The organism is Pseudoalteromonas agarivorans (assembly GCF_024518735.1).
Taxonomy (GTDB): Bacteria; Pseudomonadota; Gammaproteobacteria; order Enterobacterales; family Alteromonadaceae; genus Pseudoalteromonas; species Pseudoalteromonas atlantica.
Genome location: NZ_JANIGJ010000003.1, coordinates 363,518 through 384,900, shown reverse-complemented (window position 1 = coordinate 384,900; position 21,383 = coordinate 363,518). Strand labels below are relative to the sequence as shown.

Annotated in this window: 20 protein-coding genes and 1 pseudogene; 11 read left to right on the top strand and 10 right to left on the bottom strand. The window is 42.8% G+C overall.

The window, feature by feature from the left end; all coding sequences use genetic code 11:
• The first annotated feature begins 47 nt into the window (after positions 1-47).
• Positions 48-980, top strand: a complete 933-nt coding sequence (locus tag NQT65_RS08385; protein WP_256850923.1) for a LysR family transcriptional regulator ArgP — start codon at positions 48-50, stop codon at positions 978-980.
• Positions 981-995: 15 nt separating this feature from the next.
• Here the strand turns inward: NQT65_RS08385 and NQT65_RS08380 are convergent, their stop codons facing one another.
• Complete coding sequence (locus NQT65_RS08380) at positions 996-2,309, bottom strand: M20/M25/M40 family metallo-hydrolase (protein ID WP_256850922.1); 1,314 nt, start codon at positions 2,307-2,309, stop codon at positions 996-998.
• A gap of 402 nt (positions 2,310-2,711) precedes the next feature.
• On the opposite strand from NQT65_RS08380, the gene NQT65_RS08375 reads away from it, so the two are divergent.
• The 3 genes from NQT65_RS08375 (at position 2,712) to NQT65_RS08365 (ending at position 4,432) form a co-directional block, all read left to right on the top strand.
• Positions 2,712-3,728, top strand: coding sequence for a hypothetical protein (locus tag NQT65_RS08375; RefSeq protein ID WP_256850921.1), 1,017 nt, complete (start codon positions 2,712-2,714; stop codon positions 3,726-3,728).
• Between the two features lie 193 nt (positions 3,729-3,921).
• Positions 3,922-4,176, top strand: coding sequence for a type II toxin-antitoxin system Phd/YefM family antitoxin (locus tag NQT65_RS08370; protein WP_004587013.1), 255 nt, complete (start codon positions 3,922-3,924; stop codon positions 4,174-4,176).
• Entirely contained in the window at positions 4,169-4,432 is a 264-nt protein-coding gene (locus NQT65_RS08365; protein ID WP_024032911.1) for a Txe/YoeB family addiction module toxin, read from the top strand. Before NQT65_RS08370 ends, NQT65_RS08365 begins: the two co-directional genes overlap by 8 nt.
• Before the next feature lie 131 nt (positions 4,433-4,563).
• On the opposite strand, the gene NQT65_RS08360 is transcribed toward NQT65_RS08365, so the two are convergent.
• Together NQT65_RS08360 and NQT65_RS08355 are read right to left on the bottom strand one after the other, a co-directional pair.
• Positions 4,564-5,244, bottom strand: coding sequence for an SDR family oxidoreductase (locus NQT65_RS08360; protein ID WP_004587015.1), 681 nt, complete (start codon positions 5,242-5,244; stop codon positions 4,564-4,566).
• 229 nt (positions 5,245-5,473) lie between these two features.
• Positions 5,474-6,472, bottom strand: coding sequence for a DUF4382 domain-containing protein (locus NQT65_RS08355; RefSeq protein WP_256850920.1), 999 nt, complete (start codon positions 6,470-6,472; stop codon positions 5,474-5,476).
• A 346-nt stretch (positions 6,473-6,818) separates the two neighbouring features.
• On the opposite strand from NQT65_RS08355, the gene NQT65_RS08350 reads away from it, so the two are divergent.
• The gene (locus NQT65_RS08350; protein ID WP_256850919.1) at positions 6,819-7,673 is read left to right on the top strand and encodes a mechanosensitive ion channel family protein; all 855 of its coding nucleotides are present in this window, start codon (positions 6,819-6,821) and stop codon (positions 7,671-7,673) included.
• 85 nt (positions 7,674-7,758) lie between these two features.
• Here the strand turns inward: NQT65_RS08350 and astB are convergent, their stop codons facing one another.
• From astB to NQT65_RS08335, 3 genes are all read right to left on the bottom strand, one after another.
• The gene (gene astB / locus NQT65_RS08345; RefSeq protein WP_004587018.1) at positions 7,759-9,105 is read right to left on the bottom strand and encodes an N-succinylarginine dihydrolase; all 1,347 of its coding nucleotides are present in this window, start codon (positions 9,103-9,105) and stop codon (positions 7,759-7,761) included.
• A gap of 412 nt (positions 9,106-9,517) precedes the next feature.
• The gene (locus NQT65_RS08340) at positions 9,518-10,621 is read right to left on the bottom strand and encodes an L-dopachrome tautomerase-related protein (protein WP_256850918.1); all 1,104 of its coding nucleotides are present in this window, start codon (positions 10,619-10,621) and stop codon (positions 9,518-9,520) included.
• Positions 10,618-11,634, bottom strand: coding sequence for a zinc-binding alcohol dehydrogenase family protein (locus tag NQT65_RS08335; RefSeq protein ID WP_126009442.1), 1,017 nt, complete (start codon positions 11,632-11,634; stop codon positions 10,618-10,620). The genes NQT65_RS08340 and NQT65_RS08335 overlap by 4 nt, the downstream gene beginning before the upstream one ends.
• Positions 11,635-11,747: 113 nt before the next feature.
• Here NQT65_RS08335 and NQT65_RS08330 point away from each other — a divergent pair, with 113 nt between their 5' ends.
• Positions 11,748-12,647 (top strand): LysR family transcriptional regulator, encoded by a 900-nt coding sequence (locus NQT65_RS08330; protein WP_256850917.1) that lies wholly within the window; start codon positions 11,748-11,750, stop codon positions 12,645-12,647.
• Here NQT65_RS08330 and NQT65_RS08325 read toward each other — a convergent pair.
• Positions 12,636-13,094: a MarR family winged helix-turn-helix transcriptional regulator gene (locus NQT65_RS08325; protein WP_121638292.1), complete on the bottom strand. Its 459-nt coding sequence runs from the start codon at positions 13,092-13,094 to the stop codon at positions 12,636-12,638. The two genes, NQT65_RS08330 and NQT65_RS08325, sit on opposite strands and share 12 nt — an antisense overlap.
• A 135-nt stretch (positions 13,095-13,229) precedes the next feature.
• On the opposite strand from NQT65_RS08325, the gene NQT65_RS08320 reads away from it, so the two are divergent.
• Positions 13,230-13,658, top strand: a complete 429-nt coding sequence (locus NQT65_RS08320; RefSeq protein WP_004587024.1) for an organic hydroperoxide resistance protein — start codon at positions 13,230-13,232, stop codon at positions 13,656-13,658.
• Positions 13,659-13,925: 267 nt separating this feature from the next.
• Here NQT65_RS08320 and NQT65_RS08315 read toward each other — a convergent pair.
• The 3 genes and pseudogenes from NQT65_RS08315 to NQT65_RS08305 all read right to left on the bottom strand — a co-directional run bounded on the left by NQT65_RS08315 (position 13,926) and on the right by NQT65_RS08305 (position 17,320).
• A pseudogene (locus tag NQT65_RS08315) lies at positions 13,926-14,392 on the bottom strand (nuclear transport factor 2 family protein).
• A gap of 89 nt (positions 14,393-14,481) precedes the next feature.
• On the bottom strand, positions 14,482-16,617 hold the full coding sequence (locus NQT65_RS08310) for an FAD-binding oxidoreductase (protein WP_256850916.1): 2,136 nt from the start codon (positions 16,615-16,617) through the stop codon (positions 14,482-14,484).
• A gap of 82 nt (positions 16,618-16,699) precedes the next feature.
• Positions 16,700-17,320: a glutathione S-transferase family protein gene (locus NQT65_RS08305; RefSeq protein ID WP_256850915.1), complete on the bottom strand. Its 621-nt coding sequence runs from the start codon at positions 17,318-17,320 to the stop codon at positions 16,700-16,702.
• 162 nt (positions 17,321-17,482) lie between these two features.
• Here NQT65_RS08305 and NQT65_RS08300 point away from each other — a divergent pair, with 162 nt between their 5' ends.
• The 4 genes from NQT65_RS08300 (at position 17,483) to arsJ (ending at position 21,376) form a co-directional block, all read left to right on the top strand.
• Positions 17,483-18,367 (top strand): LysR family transcriptional regulator, encoded by an 885-nt coding sequence (locus NQT65_RS08300; RefSeq protein WP_256850914.1) that lies wholly within the window; start codon positions 17,483-17,485, stop codon positions 18,365-18,367.
• A gap of 357 nt (positions 18,368-18,724) precedes the next feature.
• Complete coding sequence (locus NQT65_RS08295) at positions 18,725-19,078, top strand: metalloregulator ArsR/SmtB family transcription factor (RefSeq protein ID WP_004587025.1); 354 nt, start codon at positions 18,725-18,727, stop codon at positions 19,076-19,078.
• A gap of 38 nt (positions 19,079-19,116) precedes the next feature.
• Positions 19,117-20,127 carry an ArsJ-associated glyceraldehyde-3-phosphate dehydrogenase gene (locus tag NQT65_RS08290; protein WP_096042729.1) on the top strand — a complete coding sequence of 337 codons (1,011 nt, stop codon included), beginning with the start codon at positions 19,117-19,119 and terminating at the stop codon, positions 20,125-20,127.
• 31 nt (positions 20,128-20,158) lie between these two features.
• A complete protein-coding gene (arsJ, locus tag NQT65_RS08285) occupies positions 20,159-21,376 on the top strand; it encodes an organoarsenical effux MFS transporter ArsJ (RefSeq protein ID WP_029773649.1) in 1,218 nt (405 codons plus the stop codon).
• The last annotated feature ends 7 nt before the right edge of the window (positions 21,377-21,383 follow it).

Below are 21,383 nucleotides of genomic sequence, written 5' to 3'. Positions count from 1 at the left end.
CGTTATCCAATGCCTTGCAGGGTAGGGGGGATTCTGTTACAAATCCAATGAATATATTTATTGTTATATGCGTAAAACTCATGATTGATTACCAGTTACTCAATGCGCTTAGTGCCGTTATAAGTGAAGGCGGATTTGAAAAGGCCTCAAAAAAATTATTTATTACCCAATCGGCGGTGAGTAGGCGTATTCATCAGCTTGAGGCCAAACTAGGCGAGCCCGTATTAATAAGAACCCAACCGCCAACGCCCACGGCACTTGGTAAACGTTTACTTAACCATTTACAGCAAGTATTACAGCTAGAAGTGGCCCTTAATGTAGAGGCACTTAACGAGCACACAGATTTAAACACCCCGCTTAGCGTAAAGCTTGCTGCTAATGCGGATTCGCTTGCCACCTGGCTGCCCGAAGCACTCGCCGTATTAGATACAGAGCTTGCGTGCAAATTACGCTTTGAAGTCATTAGTGAAGATCAATCCATTGCCCATAAAAGAATGAAAGACGGCGAGGTTATGGTGTGTATTAGCTCATCCCCCGAGCCCGTTAATGGCGGCCTAGTTAGCCCGCTTGGCGCCATACGCTACAAAGCCATTGCAAGCCCCGATTTTATAAAACAACATAAGCTTACTGAGCTTTCGCAATTAGCGCATTTACCGTGCTTGGTATTTAGTGAGTATGACAAGCTACAACACCAGTTTTTAGAAGATATTAATGGCTCAGCCCCACTGTTTACCCATATTTACCCTTCGTCAGAGGGATTTAAACAAGCCATGATAGCAGGCCTAGGTTATGGGCTATTACCTACATTACAGCTAGGAGACTCGCTGATAAAAGGCGAGTTAGTCGATTTATTCCCAGAATATTATATAGATACACCTTTGTACTGGCACTATTGGCAAACCGAAAGCCCGCAGCTTAAAACGTTGCGTAAGTTTGCATTGCAAGTAGCAGGCAAACGGTTAGAGCCTATTAGCCCATAAAGGCTAAGCCTGCGTTTATAACTGCCCTAATCTGTAAATAAGCAGTGCTGTTTTAGCGGTGTTTTTATTAAGTGAGGTTAAATCGGCGGTTTCGTTTTTAGTGTGTGCGCCACTGCCCATTAGTCCTAGGCCGTCAAGCGCCATATCAACATGGTTTGCAGCAAACGAAATATCAGCCGCGCCGGCATTACGTGGGTTTGCAGCCTCCACTTTGTTATAGCCTAAGTCTTGGCTTGCTTGGCTATACAGTGCAAGCAGCTTTTTATTACCCTTGGTGAGCCCCATTGGTGGGTAGCCGTCTTCAAAAATAAGCTCAGCATGGCTGCCATTTAAGCTTTTAGCCACTATTTGCTGCATCACTTTTTTAGCGCCTTCTACCTGCTTTGGCGAAAGTGCCCGTAAATCACCCGCTACATGGACGGTTTGCGCAATTACGTTACTTTTACCAAACGCCGTGGCTGACGAGTTAGCACTGTCGTAATCGGCATTTGTACCGCCCACAATAAGCCCGGGGTTAAAGGTTAAATTAGGTTGTGTAGCTAGTTGCTCTCTAAAGTCATTTAAAATACGCGACGCCTCGTAAATAGCGCCATAGCCCACATTGTCACTAAATATTTGCGATGAATGTGCAGCATTGGCCGTTACATTTAACGTCCAGCCGGTATAGCCACGGCGCGCCGCCATCGCGGTTTTAATATTGTTATCGCCATTCTCAAAACCTAGCGCTACGTCAGCCCAAATTGCGCCATCAACAATCGCCTTTTTAGATAAGCTAAGCGGGCGACCGCTGCTTTCTTCATCGCCGGTAAGCAGTACTTTGATGCTTACGTTTTCAAGTAAATTAAGCGCTTGCAGGCTTTTAAGGGCGGTAATTATAATAGTATTACCACCTTTCATGTCGGCTATACCTGGGCCACTGGCGGTGTGTTCATCAATTTGTTTGTAGGTAGTAAAGTTATCGTGTTTGGCAAACACGGTATCAAGATGGCCGATCATCAGTATTTTTATTGCATCGGGATCATTACTCTCATGGGTTGCTAGTACATGCCCTGCACGGTTAAACGCGCTGCCATCTAACCATTCAACCTCAAAACCAATGGCTTTTAGTTGCTCGCTTGCAAGCGCGCCCACCTTTTTTACGCCTTCAATATTAAGCGAGCCGCTATTAATATTTACCGCTTGTTTTATCTCTTTAAGCGCTTGCGGCATATTTTGCTCAACCTGTTTTACTATTTCACGCTCGTTTTTATTAAGCGCCGCGTGGCTTGTAAACGGTAGGGTACTCGCAAGGGTAAAAATAAGTGCTTGGCTAAATTTTAAAAGTGACATAACAGCCTAATAATTGAAAAGTAGTTCAGCTAATATGAAGTAAAAATACAAAGGGTTCAATAGAAGTAGATTGTGATTTTTAACTAATTTTATAAACAACAACGAGTTACAAGATTAAGGGTTAAAGGGGGTATGCGTTACTGGTTTAAACGCAGATATTTAAAATATAACCTGTTAATTAATAATCAACCGGCATAACTAAGCAGCGATTTGTCTGATATTACTTATCTCCACCATTTTTGGGTTTTGCTGCATTTAGAAAAGGTAAGGCGAAGCTAACTATTTGTTTACAGGTGTTTATTTTATAGCTAGGATGAAACCACTTTAATATAGGGACATTAAGTACTTTGTAAAATGACAAATGTCGTAGACTAAATTGTTATGCCCCTTAAGGAGTTCTAATTGTCAGAGGTAGTTGTTCTAGCTTGCTTGGTTACCCTTCCTACACTTATCCCCGTAATAGTTATTGCAGGAGTATTAGGGGCAGGCTCGTGGTGGGGTAAACGTTTCACTTCTGCACTAACTCTGAGTGCAGACAAAGGGCTTTCCAGCCAAGGATTGTTGTGGTTAAGTATTTTTTGCCCATTCCTTTATTTTATGACTTTAGGGTTTGTAGCTTGGCAGGGTTATGAAATATCAATAACTGGAGAGGGGTTAAATACATTTTTTTCGATTAGTAAAGTACCTCTAGCAATACTGTCTTTGGCTATTCCACTTTCTGTTCTGGTTTCAAGATTCCATGCGACGAATCAAACTGCCGAACAAATCAAGATAACACGGCTAAAAAACAACCTTGACCTATTTAACTCCCACAGGAGTGAACTTTTCAGCTATTTCTCCCAAATAGGTGAAGTGAACTACTTCGACTGCTTTACTGCAAAATTTAAAGTCCACCCAAGAGTCCATAAGGTTTTTTTCATAGGCTCCCCTGCTGATGGTACCCCTGTTCCCAATGAAGGCAGTTTCAAAGATATTGAAAGTGAGTTAAGTTTTGCCCGGCGGCAACTTGATGCTGTCATTACTGATAAAAGCCCGACACAGACATATGATTTTTATATCGCTAATTTATGCAGCACAATTTATCGCTTAAGCGAGAAACTTGGGCTCCCAGAAATTTATGAGACTCTCGCAGAAAAAAGCATATTGGTTCCTGTAGTGTTTAAAGGAAACAGAAAGGAACTGCTTACTGTTGGCACAACAACAGAAGAAATAGTTTCTGCATACCGTTATGCCAAGGGGTATTATGAAAATTTGTGTGATTTTGCAGGCAGAGAGTCCGAAAAGGTCGAGGACGAATCTCTAAAGTATATTGATACTGGCGGAAAGTTTAGAAGCATTAAAGAGGTAAGTGTTATCGAAAACCTTCACCAAACAAAAATCAAAGAGGTCATCGCTAGTGATCAGGAGATAATAAACTAGCCACCCACCTTAAATTTTTTTCATTCTATCCAGCGGCTGAGCTGGTTAATATAAAGTGGCCTTTGTTTTAGCCCACATGTCTGTGCGCTTTATTTAGAAATTTGCTACCACAACAAAGTAATGCACAGTATCCTGTACATGTAATAATTTTCCAGCTAAACTTGTCTTATATAATGTACAAGTGAGGTGCAAAATGAGAATAGTGTCTTTTACCGAAGCCCGAAATAGTCTAAAAGCCGTTTTGGATAATGTAATTAATGATGCAGATACGACAGTAATCACTCGTCGTGACACTGAAGATGCGGTTGTAATGTCATTAGATTACTACAACAGCCTTATGGAAACTGTTCATTTACTTCGCTCTCCAGCGAACGCTGAACATTTAAACCGTTCAATTGCGCAGTATAAAGCGGGCAAAACGACTCCACGAGAACTTATTGATGAGTAACAGGTTATTATCATGGACTGATGAAGCTTGGAATAGTTATGTCTACTGGCAGACTCAAGATAAGAAAACCTTGAAACGTATAAATAAGCTAATTGCTGATGTTAAGCGTTCTCCATTTGATGGGATTGGAAAACCGGAACCCCTTAAAGAAAATCTTTCAGGCTTTTGGTCTCGTAGAATAGATGATACAAATCGTTTGGTATATGCCGTGGATGATACAGCAATTACAGTTATCTCGTGCCGTTACCATTACTAAATAAACAAGATAAATAAACAAGACATCCATCTTAAATTCTTCATTCTATCCAGCCAGTATTTATCAAAAACAACCATCAGGTTTAACGCCATTGGCATTAAACCTAATAGCTCAAACTCAACCAATCAACGTTAATTAGTCGGCATTAAATATATCTCGCGCACGTTGTTGCGCTGGTTTGCTTCAATGGCAAACAGTACGGCGTCGGCTACATCTTGTGGGTCGAGTTTGTCGGGTTTAGCTTCATCAAAAAATGGGGTGTTTACCATGCCAGGGGCTATGGTGGTACAGCGGCCATTCCACTCGCTCATTTCTTCAGCTAAGTTTTGCCCAAACCCGTAAGCAAACCATTTAGTTGCACCGTAAATAGAGCCTTTTATTGGCTTACGGCCAGCGGCTGAGCTGGTTAATATAAAGTGGCCTTTGTTTTGGCGTAAATGAGGCAGGGTTGCTTTTGCCGTCCACAGCAGGGCTTTAATGTTTATGTCTATCATGGTTGACCATTCATCGGGGTCGCCTTTTTCAGTGCCTGCGGTTGAAACGCCCATACCTGCGTTGGCAAATGCGGCATCTAGTCGGCCAAATTTTTTAAGCCCTTTTGTTACTACGTTTTCAAGTTCGGTAAAGTCGGTGGCATCTGCGGGTACACTCAGTGCGTTGTCTTCACCTAATGACTCAACTAGTTCAGCTAATTTATCTTCACTTCTGGCGGTAAGAATGACTTTATGGCCGTTATTAACCAATGTTTTTGCACTCGCTTCACCTATGCCACTAGAGGCACCTGTAATTAGAACTACTTTTTCTTTCGCCATGATTATTTCTCCTATGTTTACATATTCAAAATGATAAGAACGGTTTAACTAATACGTGCTATTAACTGTACCAGTTCTGGGTTAACGGGGCTTGAATGCAGGTCACTTTACGAATGAATTATTTGGATGATGTTAGGTGAGTGGCTTTAATGGGTTTTTGCAAAGGTGGAGTGTTCGTTTTTGTTATACTTTTTATAAAAAAAAGCGCACCTTAAAGTGCGCTATACGTTTATTGTGTTATGTCAAAGCTAACTGAAAGGTCCTCAGTTTGCGGTACACTAATTTGCTTAAGTTGATAAACAGTGAAATCAGTATCTTCTAGCTCTGCATCGTCTATATGTGCGGTGCACGTATAGCCAAGTTGGTAGTCTCCCGGTGTAATGAAAGCAAGCTCAAACTCATATTGGTTATCGTCTTGGTCAAGTACAACATTTGCGGTCGCAAGTGGGGCATCTTCTGGGGTTTGCTCATCTATTTCGTATATATCTTTAGGTATTTGAGCATCTGATGAATATAAATATACGGCGTGTCCAAACGTTGAATCTGCAGCAGCAGTGGCGATATTGTCTGTTTCACAGTTATTAATAAGCGCTTGGCTTACTGTGCCTTCAATTTCTTGTGACTCAGAAAGATTTTGTAATCGTACGCCTCTAGGTTTTAAAAAGATCTCCTCATTATTTTGGGGATCGACCAGCGATTTTTTTAGGTCAAATTCTAAAACAAAGTCGTTATCAGTTTGGTTAAGTGTAAAGCCATCGAGTTGTATTTCGCCTACACCATCATTCCCTTTTCTTTTTACCACGAGCGGAGCAATGCTGTCGTCTTCGTATACTACGTGAGATGTAAAACTAAGGTTATTAGTATCGCCATTTATAACCTGAGCGCGGATCCACGAGTATTCGCCTGCTGGCACTTCTTGATCGTCAAGCAGCTCAAAAACATCATCCCCGGTGTAATCGAGCAAATTAACCATTTGTGGTTGAGATGCGTCAGTTTCACTTCGGGTTTCAAAACTAAATTCTTCATCGCCTTGTGTTTTAATAGTGATTGAATCAAACACGACGTTAACCGCTTTTAAACCACTAACCGGGGCATCTGACACACCAAGGCTAAAGGTTGACTTGTCGCTAGATTGTGGCGGTGTTGTGTCATTGTCATCACTTGAAGAGCCACACCCCGCTAATGCGAAAAGAACGGCGCTGCTGACTAATGTTGATTTAAAATTCATGATTTACTCCTTTAGTTTATAAAGCGGATTGTAGAAGGGCTAAGCTGAATTTAAATTGAACTGGTTTTTTGAATAGTTACTTGAAATTAATCTTTATTTTACTTTGCGCATTTTTGAACAAAAGTATGTACGCCATAGGTTAACTAGTTTGTGAGCACAAAGGTTTTAAGTGTGAAAATTTAAGCGAAAAAAAGAAAAACTTTGCCCAATTAATTTGCTGATTTAGGCACACCTTCCACTTATTTTATTGCTATCGCTTTAAAATTTTTACTATATACTCCCGCCACTTCTTTTGAAGTGTATAGATTTAATTCTTGCTGATAATCAGCCCATAGTTGGAATATGTATGAAAGATAAACTTATTGTGTTTTGGCAAAGCCATTCAGAAACAATCATCACTTTAGGTTACAAAGTGGTATTAGCCTTGGCTATTTTAGTTGCGAGTGCGCTTATTGCGCGTTCAGTAAAAAAAGCGATTAAAAATTCTAAGTCGCCATTAAAAAAAGTAGACGAAACGCTACTGCCGCTTTTATCGAGCATTGCGGGGTATTTAGTTTACATAATTGCTGCGCTGTTTATTTTAGATATTTTTGGCGTTAATACGGCAAGCTTAATAGCGCTAATGGGCGCGGCGGGTTTAGCGATTGGTTTGGCGCTTAAAAACACCTTAAGTAATATTGCCGCTGGCATTATGCTATTAATACTTAGGCCATTTAAAATAGGCGATTTTGTAGATGCGAGCGGTACGCTTGGCACAGTTAACGAAATAAACTTATTTACGACCATTTTTAAAACCACCGACGGCCTGTATATCGCATCGCCTAACGGTAAAGTGTGGGGCGGCAACATTAAAAACTTTACCCGTAACGGTAAAAGGCGCATGGATATAGTGGTGGGAATTTCGTACGCCGACTCTATTGATGTTGGCTTAAATGTACTTAAAGACGTTGCCGAATCAGAAAGCCGACTACTTGCAGAGCCAGCACCTAAAGTAATGGTTACTTCAATAGGCGAAAGCGCAGTAAATATTCAATTACGTGCATGGGCTGTAAATGGCGATTACTGGCAAACTGTGTGGGATTTAAATAAACGCGTTAAAGAGGCCATAGAAGGCGCGGGGCTGAGTATTCCGTTTCCGCAGCGAACGCTGCATATATCTGAGTCGATGGCATCGGCAGTAACGGTTAATAACGGTAAATAAAACCTTTAAACACTATTGCATAAGCACAAATAAAAATAGCGAGCCTTGGCTCGCTATTTTTGTATCAGCTTTTTGCTGACGAGTATTAACCTTCTAATTGAAAGTCGTATACCGAGCCTAAGTTAAGCAGTTGGGTGAGTTCATCCAGTGCTTGGTAGCTTTCGGTAAGTAGGGCTGAGTCGGCAAAGTCGCTTGCACCTAACTTATCGCGGTAGTTTCGTTTTGCCCAGTCACAAAGCTGAGTGTATTTAGTATCGGTTAAAATAACCTCTGGGTTTACCGCAGCAAGTTCTTGCTCGTTAAGAGCTACACGTAAACGCAGGCAGGCAGGGCCGCCGCCATTTTGCATACTTTGGCGCAGGTCAAAAAACTGCACTTGGTTTACTGGGTTATCGGCTAAAATCATTTCTTCAATGTAGGCGTTTACTGCGCTATTACGTTGGCACTCTTGTGGCGCTACTAATAGCATTGAGCCATCGTCTAGGCTTACTAATTGGCTATTAAACAAGTAACTGCTTACAGCATCGCTAATGCTTACTTTATCAGTAGGTACTTCAATTATGTATAGCTGTTTGCTGCCGGTGTAGGCATCGCGAATTTCTTGCAGGGCATCGTGTTGGTTTAAAAATGCTTGCTGGTGGCAAAGCAATACGTTTGCGTTACCTACTGCAATTACATCGTTATGAAACACGCCTTGATCTATTACATCTGGGTTTTGCTGCAGTAAAATTTGGCTCGATTCTTTTAAATTATGTAATCGGCAAATGGCTTCTGAGGCTTCTAGTGTTTGCCTTGCAGGAAACTTAGCCGGTTTTGGTAACTGGCTGTTAAAGGCACTTGCGCCAAATACAAACATTTCTAGGCCTTGCTCGCCGTGGCTGTCGCAAAGTCGGGTGTGGTTAGCCGCGCCTTCGTCGCCAAAAAAGCCCTGATCGGGTAAATGCGTGTGGTGTGCAAAGTAGCTATCGTTATTAAACATGGCTTTTAGTAAGCGGGTAGTTGTAGCTGGCTCTAGGGAGCGATGAAACTTATTGTTTAAATTAGCTGAGGTAAAATGCACTTTGCCATCGAGGGTATCTGGCGATGGAGAAACAGTAGCGGCATTGGCGGTCCACATTGCAGAGGCCGAATAACACGCGCGCAATAAAATAGGGTCTGCTTTAAATGCTTTATGAATAACTTGCGAGTCGTTGCCGGTAAAACCTAGGCGACGTAGTACGTTTAAATCGGGGCGTGCGTGGGGCGCAAACACACCTTGTGTTAGGCCTTTGTCGTGCATGGCTTTCATTTTTTCAAGGCCCTGTAACACAGCTTCTTGAGGGTTTGAAAAACTTGCCGCATTATTTAACGAGGCAACGTTACCATACGATAAACCCGCATAGTTGTGAGTAGGGCCAACTAAGCCATCAAAATTTACTTCTAAGGCGTGCATACACGTTCCAATCATATTGTTTTTAGTTACTTAACAATACAACGCAATGGCCGCGCTTGCAAAGCCTATAAATACGAAATTTATCGGCTGTAAACTCGCTCTTTGTCGCACGTGGTATGGGTATTACTCGGATCGTTTACCTGCCATACGCTAATGTCTAAACGCCATAGTAGGTAAAGGGTGTGGTATAGGTTAGCCATGGTATTTTCCTTGAAAGTTTCACTGAACACATCTGTACTTTGAAAGAATTATGCCAACTGTTAATTGAATATTTTATGAATACAAATCAGATATTTATTAAAACACTAAAAATAACTTTTGAGCGCTTAGCACCATTTTGGGGCTAAAAGGCTCAAAAGTTGCACCAAAAAGCCACGCAGCGGGTGCGTGGCGTATGGTTTATACGCTGTATTTAGCGCCCTACTTTACCCTTTACTAGTGGGTCGAACGACAGCACACTAAATTTTCCTTGGCTGGCGTTTTTACCGTTATTTAATACTGGCGAGCGGTGTAGCTCATCTACGGTAAAATATATTTTATGATCGGCGCCATAACTAAAGCCATCAGGCCAGCTTAAGCGCTCGTCTTTAAATAATACCTGGTATTTACCGCTTGGTTTTACTACACCAATTGCGCCGTTGGTTATGTCCGTAACATACACATTACCGCCGCCATCAACAATAATGCCATCTGAAATTGGTTTAGTGCCGTAACGCGTTACTTTACTTTCAAGGGCGCTTGCGCTCAGGCTTTTATTGTTAATATCGCTTGTGGCAATACGGTAAACCGATGTGCCAGACATAGAGCCAAAGTAAAGCCATTGTTCGCTTGGGTCGAGTGTGATTGGGTTTACCCCTAAACGTGCTGGTTGGCCGCCTAGTTTCATGGTGCGCCCTTCAATGACCATGTCGATGTTTTCGGCTGTGGTGTATGGGCTATTTTGTAAGACTCTGCGCGCCTCACCTGTTTTTAAATTTACGGTAATAATAGCGGCTTGGCTGCCTTGTGCGGTGTCGGCAATGTATACAACGCCGTGTTTATTATCGATAACTAAATCGTTTAAAAACGAGGTGTCGGTAATGGTGGGTTTAGCTAAATAAATTATTTTATGCAGCTGCTCTTTGTTGGTATCCCAACCGACTAAACGCCCAGCACGATCAGGGCCTGATGTATCAAGCATCCATAACACGCCATCGGCAGATACATTTATGCCAAGTACATCGTAAAAGCCTTTGCCGTTTTTATACGCGTATGCCCATTCTTCATTAGGGTAGGGCTTGGTGGTGCCATCGCTTAATAGCTCCATAATTTTTTGTTTTTGGCCGTAAAAACCATGTACCGATAAAAACTTACGACCCGAGGGCGTAATAGCAATATTACCTGGTGGGTGCTGCGCGTCGAATGTAGCTACTGTTTTTAAATCAGCATTTTGATTAGCGGTATTAGCAAACACACTGCTGGTTAAAAACGCAGTGCTACAGGCTGCAACTAAAAGTATTTTTTTAATCTGGTTCATGCTTCAAAGCCTTCTAAAACAAGTTTACCGCGTGAGGTGTGCGATTCTAAAATTTGATGCGCTTTATATAAATTAGCAGCGTTTATTAATCCTAAATTTTGCCCAAGCGTGGTTTTAAGTGTACCTGAGTCTATCAGCTCGCTAATTTCATTAAGTAAGGTGTGCTGCGCTGTTATATCGGCGGTAGTAAATAGCGAGCGGGTAAACATAAACTCCCAATGCACTGAAATACATTTACGCTTAAATTTTAAAATATCGAACGATGTAGGGTCATCTATTAGCGCAAATTTACCTTGCGGTTTAATACACTCAACTATTTGGTCTTGGTATTGGTCGGTGTGGGTTAAGCCAATAACGTAATCAAACTCAGCTAAACCCAGTTCTTTGCGCTGCTCGTTTAAGTTTTTAGTATGATTGAGTACATGATCCGCTCCTAACTCTTTAAGCCAAGTTACGCTTTGCTCGCGTGACGCAGTACCTACCACCTTTAGCCCAGTAAGCTGCTTTGCAAGCTGTACCAAAATAGAGCCAACGCCACCTGCGGCGCCAATAACTAAAATAGATTGCTGAGTATTTTGCTTATTTTTAGGCACTTGCAGGCGATCAAATAGCATTTCGTAGGCGGTAATACTGGTTAGCGGCAGCGCTGCGGCTTGTGCGTCGGTTAATGTTTTAGGCGCACGCCCTACAATACGCTCGTCAACTAATTGAAATTGCGCATTACTGCCTTGGCGCGATAAATCGCCGGCGTAAAATACACGATCTCCCACATTAAATAACGATACCGACTCGCCAACGGCTTTTACAACGCCTACGCCGTCCCAGCCTAATACTTTGTAGCCTTGCTCTGGCGCTACATTTGCACGTATTTTTGTATCTACAGGGTTTACCGAAATAGCCTTTACTTCAATAAGTAGGTCGTGCCCGGTGGCGGTTGGGGTATCAAGTTCAATTGCTTGTATAGAGCTTGCTGTAAGCGTTTTAGTGTTTTTGGTGTAGCCAAATGCTTTCATGTGCGTTCCTGATGATTTTAACCAAGTGTTTTTAACTTATAAGCACTATAGCTCAGTTGAAAAATAGAAAAAGACATGAAAAACTAAAGCACTTTCAAATTTTAATTGAAAATATGCGATCATTTAACGATATTCAAACTTTTATAGATGTAGCCAGTTGCGCCAGTATTTCTGAAGCTGCACGACAAAACGAGCAAACCCCAGCGGCGGTAAGTGCAGCTATTAAGCGCCTAGAAAAAGACTTAGGAAACGTGCTGTTTATTCGCTCTACTCGCAGCTTACGCTTAAGTGTGGCAGGGGAGCAGTTTTTAAGTTACGCCAAAGACTCTCTTTCGCTTATTCAACAAGGGGTAGCTGCAGTACAAACCGCAGTGGGCGAAGTAACGGGAACGCTACAGGTATCGGCCCCGTGTGACTTAGGGCGTAATAAACTAAGTGAATGGCTTAATGAGTTTTTAGCACACTACCCGCATGTAAAACTTAAACTGCACTTAAGTGACGAAGTAAGCGACATTTACAGCCAATCAATTGATATTGCGCTGCGCTTTGGTGTACCAAAAGATTCGCAGTTAATTGCAGCGCCACTTTTTTTAAATAATGCGCGTATTTTAGTGGCCTCTCCTGAATATGTAGCAAAAAATGGATTGCTTACACATCCCCTTAACTTAACGCAGCACACCACTATTACGTTTATGCGCTTTGGTGAGGTGTTTAAAGAGTGGCGATTTTATAAAAATGGCGCGGTGCAAAAAGTGCAGCTAAATTGCCAACACATAGTAAACGATGGCGAAATGGTTAGGCGCTGGGCGCTAGAGGGCAAAGGCATTGCGTATAAGTCGTACTTGGATGTAATTGATAATTTAGCAAGCGGGGAGCTCGTTCATTTATGCCCCGAGTGGCAAAGCGATCCGCTACCGCTCTATATGATGTACGCCGACCGACGCCAAATGACCCCGGTGATCAGCGCATTTAGGGCGTTTATTCAACAAAAAATAACCGCGTTAGTTGGCTAACTCATCATCGTTTTTAGTTGTTAAATCGCTTATTACTAAATCAAGCAGCTGCATTAGCTGTTTGGCTTGTGTGGGGTCTACACTTTCAAACTTACATAATATGTTTTTTGGAATATCAGCGGCTTCGTTTTTAAGGGCTTGCCCACTTTGGGTAAGCTGAATTAGGCGCTTTCGCTTATCGTGCTCATCTTTAATAACAGCCAGCAGAGACTTTTCGGTCATTTTTTTGAGTATTTGGGTCATAGCGCCACCATCAATAGCGGTTTTATCTATTAGCTGCGCTATGGTTATTTTGTCTTGCTCCCACAGCGCCATCATCACTACATACTGCGGATACGTTAAATTAAGTGCAGCTAAAGGCTCACGGTAAGCGCGGGCAATACTATTTGATGCCATATATAACCTATGACAAAGCTGATTTTTTAATTTTAATTGCTCAAATGACATACCTAACTCCTAGTGCGTTAATACCTTCAACTCAAAAAACATTTTAATTTGCATGCAAAGTATTTGCAATCTCTAATTACTTGACCTATTATTTTGCATGCAAATTAAATTAATTGATAAACTTTGGAGTTCACTATGAATGTATTACAAAACGTTGCCTACACAGCAAAAGCAACTGCAACCGGTGGCCGTGAAGGTGTAGCTAAATCAGACGATGGCCGTTTAAATGTAAACTTATCAACCCCAAAAGGGCTAGGTGGCGACGATGGACAAGGCACAAACCCAGAGCAATTATTTGCAGCTGGTTATGCAGCGTGCTTTATTGGTGCACTAAAATTTGTAGCCGGTAGCGAAAAAATTGCGCTACCAAGTGATACACATATTAACTCTGAAGTATCTATTGGCGCGATTGAAGGCGGGTTTGGCATTGCAGTTAAATTAGCTGTATCACTCGGTGATATGGATAAAACAGCAGCGCAAGAGCTGGTAAATAAAGCACACCAAGTATGCCCATACTCAAACGCTACACGCGGTAATATTGAAGTTGAGCTTTCGGTTATTTAATTAACTGATCACTTCGCATTGTAATAGCCCAGTGGTTTGCCACTGGGCTTTTTTGTATGCAAAGTTTATTCAATAACGTTATAAATATATAAAAACAGCATGATTAAATTAACCCATGTACCAGCAATTAACACAGTTGTATTTGTCATTGCAGTGATTAAGTAAGCAGCTCTTTAATGCTGAAAAATGTTGGGAGGATGAAAAGGGTTAAGGCGTTCTGCAAGAACGCCGATAGAGGGCAAACTTTATCGTCTGTATTGGGTGTGCTTACAGCCCTAACTCCGATAACCCTGGGTGATCGTCGGGGCGGCGTCCTTGAGGCCAGTGGAATTTTCGTTCTGATTCTTTGATGGGTAAGTCGTTGATGCAAGCGAAGCGATTTTGCATTAAGCCGTTTTCATCGAATTCCCAGTTTTCGTTGCCGTAGGAGCGAAACCAGTTGCCGCTGTCGTCGTGCCACTCATACGCGTAACGCACGGCAATACGATTTTCAGTGAAAGCCCATAACTCTTTTATAAGCCTATATTCCAGTTCCTTTTCCCATTTTCCTGTTAAAAATGCAGCGGCTTCTTCGCGGTTATTCACGAAAGTACTGCGATTACGCCATTTGGTATCAACTGTATAAGCAAGTGATACCTTTTCAGCGTTACGGCTGTTCCAGCCATCTTCTGCTAGGCGCACTTTTTCGATGGCACTTCGCGGGTAAAGGGGGGCAGTGGTGGGCGTGTACTCATGTTTAAATCCTCTTTGGGTAAAGTAACGTTGAATAACTTGTATAGGTTTCATAAATAAGTGACTTTGAATATTAGCCTGTTTAATTGAGCTACAGGTCTAATATAACAGTGTCGCAATCTTTCGCTGGTACCGCGCAGCATAACAATACGTCTGATGCGTCAATATGCGCACTTGGCTTGGTGCGATACGTTACAGCACCACTTTTTAGTTTAACCGCACATGAGCCACATTGACCGCTGCGGCAACTGTATGGTGGCGTAAGTCCTTTGCTTTCGGCTACGTCGAGCAGGGGCTTGTCATCCTTGTACCAGCTTTGTTCAATACCTGAGTGGGCAAACTTTATCACAGCAGATTCAGCCTCTAGCTCAGCGTGGTTGCTGGTATCTGTTGATTGGCGAAGTAAAGACGACGGCCCAAACGCTTCGGCGTGAATATCTTGATCTTTTACCCCAATGCCAATCAGTAAGTCATACATACTTTGCATAAAACCTTGGGGGCCACACAGATAAAAGTCTTTATCGTACAGCGATGGGAAATCGACGCTATGCTCTGATGCTATTGCATTGAGTACGTCCATTACCAAGCTTTGGCTAATTCGCCCTTGGGAAGTGTAATCGTTCGACACAATAGCGTTTTGCGTTTGATTGCTGTGCGCCTGACTTAAAACAGAATAATACTGAATACGCCCAGCGCTACGCTTTGCAATGTTGCTCAGCTCTGCATAAAAAGCGCGTTGCTCACTATTTTTTGCGGCTTGAATAACTGCCATCGGGCGGATATAGCGAGTGCGAATACCTTCATTAACTGCATCATTTGCCATGGCCACCATTGGCGTTATGCCCACACCCGCACCTATTAAAATGGCTGGGCGCTGTTGTGTGTTATCGATAAAGAAATGGCCGCTTGGTGCTTTAATCTGTATTTCACTGCCAATCGATATTCGAGAATGCAAGGTACTTGATACCAGACCATACTCTTCACGTTTTACTGAAATACGATAACCAATTTGCGATGGGGCACTGGATACAGTGTAATTGCGCACAATCCAACTGTCAGAGTTTTGCTGTTTAATACGCAGGGTTAAATGTTGCCCAGGGGAAAATGGCAGTACAGGAGCATCATCTTTTGGCTGTAAATAAAATGAGCGGATTGTACTGCTCTCGTCTTCGATTTTACTGACGGTAAATGCGCGCCACTGGTTACGTTTAGCTTGTGCTTTTAACACCGCTTCTGTCTGTGACCAAGTGCCCGTTGCTTGAGAATTGGGAGAGTAGCTATCGAATTGAGCGCGAAATGGAAGTGCCGCTTTTAATGTCACCCCTTGGGTTAGGGTAAATTGCCAGCCGCGCTGCGCACCTTGAAACCCTTTAATTATCGGTGAGTCACTCGCCAGCAAGGTAACCGTGCCGGTTAACATAAAAACATCGCCGCTGGTAAAATCAACAAACAGTAAACCCGCCTTGGGGTTGACTAAGAAGTTTCCCAGCGTATTGAAGAAGTTATTTCCTGCATAATCAGGAATGGTGAGGGTGTTTTCGTCAACCTTTATAAAACCTGGCATGCCGCCACGGTGTGACACATCAACCCCCATAGCATTGTGGGCAGATAGCTGACGGTTTACTTCGTTTGCAGGTTCGTGACCCGCAGAACTGGCAACAAAAAACGTATCCGCTTGGCGGATAAAGGCCTTTAGGGCATCACTTAATTCAAAGAACGCTTCAGCGCGCGGGGCCTTGTATGGCGCATCTGGCGAACGGATAAATTGAAGGTCGCGAGTTTGAATATACTGCGGACAATTGCCAAAAGATTGCTCAACCTCTAAAGCAAACTGGTTGTTCGCTGCGCTGGTAACACAAGCGTTGACGCGGTTTCTACGCCGGGTCGACATTTCCAGTCCCAATAAACCCAATCGAGCACCTTGTGTAATTGCTGCGGCTAATGGATCACCTGATAAAATTGGGGTGTTTACTGTGAGCTGAGTCGGTGAAGGGGACTGCACGAAGCCGGGCTTTCCAGGTAAAATTGACGCCCAAAGTTGCCCCTTATCTGATGTACTACCCAGCACCATAAACGGCAGTTGTTGGAAAAACTGCCTATGCTGATCTGGCATGTATGGGCGGATTGCGCGACGGCCAATATTGTCCATCTGCTCCAGAGCACCTACACTGGCTTGCAACTGACGTTCACCATCGTGAAATGGAGCATAGCGATTGCTTGGTTCCATGGGGCCTCCAATACGGGTAAGTTAATTTGCTTGATTGGTATGACTGGGCTTAGCGCCCAGTCAAAAAAGGTAAGTCAATAGGTTAGGCAACGAGACCTGCTTTAGTCGTTGCCATTGGCTTAAACCCATCTAGTGCCTCTACATTTGCTAAAAAGCGACGAACATTTGGGTACTCAGCCAAGGACACATTACCCTCAGGAGCATGGGCTGTGTACGTATAAATAGCGATATCGGCTATGCTCGGGCTTTCTCCTACCAAAAACGCTCTATCCTCTAAATGTGCATCCAGTTTTTTCAACACGTTGTGGGCTGTAGCAATCGCAAAGTCAGCATCCAAGGTTGCGTTGAACACGGTAACTAAGCGTGCATTGCACGGGCCAAAAGCAATTTCTCCTGCCGCCAATGACAAGAACTTTTGCACTTGGGCTTCAAGCACGGCATCGGTAGGTAAATAGTTCGGCGCGTATTTACGTGCTAGGTAAACCAGAATGGCATTTGAATCACTGATAACCGTGTCACCGTCTTCTAATACGGGTACTTGACCCGCAGAGTTTAGGGCTAGAAAGGGGGCTTTTTTGTGCTCGCCGTTGGCTAAGTCAACATTGATCACTTGGTGGGCGATACCAGCGATGTTCGCAAATAACTCGACACGCTGAGCGTGGCCTGAAAGTGGGAACGAATGAATTTTGACTGCATTTGACATAATAGATCCTCTGTTAGGTATAAGGTTAACTGGCCTTGTTTGGGCTTATCTTTGCGTTCGAACAAATAATAGGCGCTGAATTTCTTATGTACAATACATTGATTTATAGAATCATTATGTACAATATATTCATAAATTATTCGGGATATTAAACGAGGTTTTATGGATACCATTGACGGCATGCGCACGTTTATTGCGGTGGCAAAGCAAAAATCTTTTACAGGTGGTGCCAAACAACTAGGCATAAGCACTAAACTGGCGAGTAAATACATTGCTCAGCTGGAGCAAAAACACGGTGCTTTATTATTTCACCGTACTACGCGCACTGTTACCTTGACTGAAACTGGGCAGGCGTATTTTGTGCGATGCGTTCCTTTGCTGGAACAATTTGAAGAGCTAGAAGATGTCATTCAGCATCGGCAGTCTTCTCTGTCTGGCACGGTTCGCTTAACCGCACCTACCGCATTTGGCAGTACTAAATTAGTTGATGCACTGGCCCCATTTTTAGCCAAGCATCCGAAAATTAATGTTGAGTTGAACCTGTCTGATCAGTATGTGGCTATCATCGATGAAGGTGTGGATGTTGCTGTGAGGTTTGGGCCGTTGAAGGATTCAACGCTGATCGCAAAAAAATTGATGGATATGCGTATTGTTTTCTTTGCCTCTCCTGAGTATTTAAAGCGCAATGGCAAACCAAGGCATCCCCGTGCGCTGGCGACACACAATTGTTTATTGCAAACTTCTCAAAACGACCCTGAAAACTGGAAGTTCAAGGAAGATGGCAATACGTTCACCGTTAATGTTAGCGGCGATTTTGCTTCTAACTCCCCCAGAGCAGTAACCCATATGGCTTCTCAAGGGCTGGGAATAGGCATGGGCCCACAATACGTGACAGAGCCTTACGTAAAAGACGGCTCATTGCAGTTACTGTTCGAACCCTATGAAGCAAGCATATTGGAGCTAAATGCAGTGTATGCTTCAAATCGCCACTTACCGGCAAGAATACGAGCATTACTTGATCATCTTGCGCTTTCTTTTGCAACTTAGTGGTAATTACCTCAATAGCTACTGTGCAGGCACAATGTATAACGTATCTGCTTATTGATTTAGACTTTGCTTGTGAAGTAGAGCAAAGCGTAGGGCATCTTTTTATCGCACAGAGCTGCGTAAATACCTTGTTAGCATAAGGCTTTAAATTGCAGTAGCGATAAAACAAGTATGCTCATACTAAAACGTTACAAAAGCCCAGTGGTTTGCCACTGGGCTTTTTTGTGTGCTGCAATTTACTAGATATCACATTAATTGAAGCGGGCTTTTAAATAAATATACGAAAATTCGTATATTCACTATTTCATATATTCTTATTTTGTTTTATTGTATGCACACTAACTAAACGAGGATGCTATGGAACAACTCAACCCACTTCAATTTTACAAATGCTTAGCCGACGATACGCGCTTAAAAGCCATGTTATTAATTAGCCATGAGCAAGAGCTATGTGTGTGTGAGCTTGTTGCTGCGCTGGAACTGAGCCAACCTAAAGTGTCGCGCCATTTAGCGCAACTTAGGCAATGTGGCTTATTGAGCGACCGTAAGCAAAATCAATGGGTGTATTACAGTATTAATAAAGCCCTGCCACAATGGGCTCTTAGCGTACTAACGCAAACACGAAACGAAAATTCTGCGTTTTATAACGACGATTTAAATCGACTCAATGCTATGGGTAATCGCCCAGAGCGTGCAGCAAGCTGCTGTTAATTAAGCAAATTGATATAACTTTACTAAAGGTATTTATTATGACAATTAAAGTAGGTATTAACGGCTTTGGCCGTATGGGACGTTTAACACTGCGCGCGGCTTTAGAGTGGCCAGAAGTAGAATTTATTAAAGTAAACGATGTAGCGGGCGATGCTAAAACACATGCCCATTTATTAGAGTTTGACTCAGTGCACGGGCGTTTAGCCCAAAATGTTACAGCAAACGAGAATAGCTTTAGTGTGGGTAAACATACTATTGCCGTTACCAATAACAAAACCATTAGCGATACCGATTGGTCAGATTGCGATGTTGTAATAGAAGCCAGCGGTAAAATGAAAACCACTGAGCTGTTAAATCAATATTTAGCACAAGGTGTAAAGCGCGTTGTGGTAACCGCTCCGGTAAAAGAAGACGGCATTTTAAATGTGGTTATGGGCGTTAACGATAATTTATATAACCCAGATGAGCACAAAATTGTGACTGCGGCTTCGTGTACGACTAACTGTTTAGCGCCTATTGTAAAAGTACTGCAAGAAAAAGTAGGCATTAAGCACGGCTCAATGACCACTATTCACGATATTACCAATACCCAAACTATTATTGATGCGCCACATAAAGACTTACGCCGTGCTCGTTCGTGCGGGACAAGTTTAATACCTACCACAACCGGTAGTGCAACAGCCATTACGCATATATTCCCTGAGCTAAAAGGTAAGTTAAATGGCCATGCCGTACGCGTACCTTTAACTAACGCATCAATTACCGACTGTGTATTTGAGCTTGAGCGTGGTGTAACTGCCGCTGAGGTAAATGAATGGTTTGCTCAGGCGTCTAAAAACGAGCTTGCTGGCGTATTAGGTTACGAAGAAAAACCGCTGGTATCGATTGATTACAAAACCGATCCACGCAGTAGCATTATTGATGCGCTCTCTACCATGGTTATTAATAATACCCAGCTTAAGTTATACGCCTGGTACGATAACGAATGGGGCTACGCTAATCGTACTGCCGAGCTTATGCTTAAAGTTGCTAAAAGTGACTTGGTTTAACCATTAATTAAAGGTTTTAAGGGCGTTAACCATGTTTGAGCAACTCGCTAATTTACCTACAGCAATAAAACAGTATTTAATAATTACCGGTAATTACTGGGCATTTACCTTAACCGATGGCGCACTACGTATGCTGGTGGTGCTGCATTTTCATCAGTTAGGGTATGGTGCGCTGGCCATTGCCATGCTGTTTTTGTTTTACGAAATTTTTGGTGTGATCACCAATTTAGTGGGCGGTTGGCTAGGGGCTCATTTAGGCCTTAATAAAACCATGAACTTTGGCTTGGCGCTGCAAATAATGGCGCTTGCCATGTTATGCGCGCCAAGTGAATGGCTCACCGTAGCTTATGTTATGGCCGCGCAAGCGCTTAGCGGCATAGCAAAAGATCTAAATAAAATGAGCGCCAAAAGCGCCATTAAACACTTAGTGCCCGAGGGAGAAAGCGGCCAAGGCCAGCTCTATAAATGGGTGGCTATTTTAACGGGCTCAAAAAATGCGTTAAAAGGGGTCGGCTTCTTTTTAGGTGGTTTACTCCTTACGGTACTGGGTTTTGTAGGTGCTTTAAAAGCCCTAATTTTATTACTCACTATTGCGTGGATTATTAGCGTTGTATTTTTAAAAGGCGACATGGGCAAGGCTAAAAATAAGCCTAAGTTTAAAGAGCTATTTTCTAAATCCCGTGCAATAAATTTATTAAGTGCAGCACGATTATGCCTGTTTGCCGCGCGTGATGTATGGTTTGTAGTGGCTTTACCTATTTATTTAGCCCAGCAGTTTAACTGGAACTTTTGGTGGGTCAGTGGCTTTATGGCACTTTGGGTAATTGGCTACGGTGGTGTGCAATCGCAAGCGCCGCGAATTACCGGCACCAGTAACTCAAACGTTGATACCGTTAAACATGCCTATTTATGGGTGTTGCTGCTAAGTGGTGTAACAGCACTATTAGCTCTCTTTATGCAACTTGATGTGGCCGTGCATGCCACGCTGATTATAGGTTTACTTATATTTGGCGGTGTATTTGCCGTTAATTCATCTGTGCATAGTTACTTAATTGTCAGCTTTGCTAAAAGCGATGGTGTATCGCTTGATGTTGGCTTTTATTATATGGCCAATGCCATGGGGCGTTTACTGGGCACGGTGCTTTCGGGGTGGGTGTTTCAGGTTTATGGCTTTGTAGCGTGTTTGTGGGTGAGCGTTGCTTTACTTATAGGTGCCACAATAACCACTGCTATTTTGGCCAAGCGTTAGGCCTAAT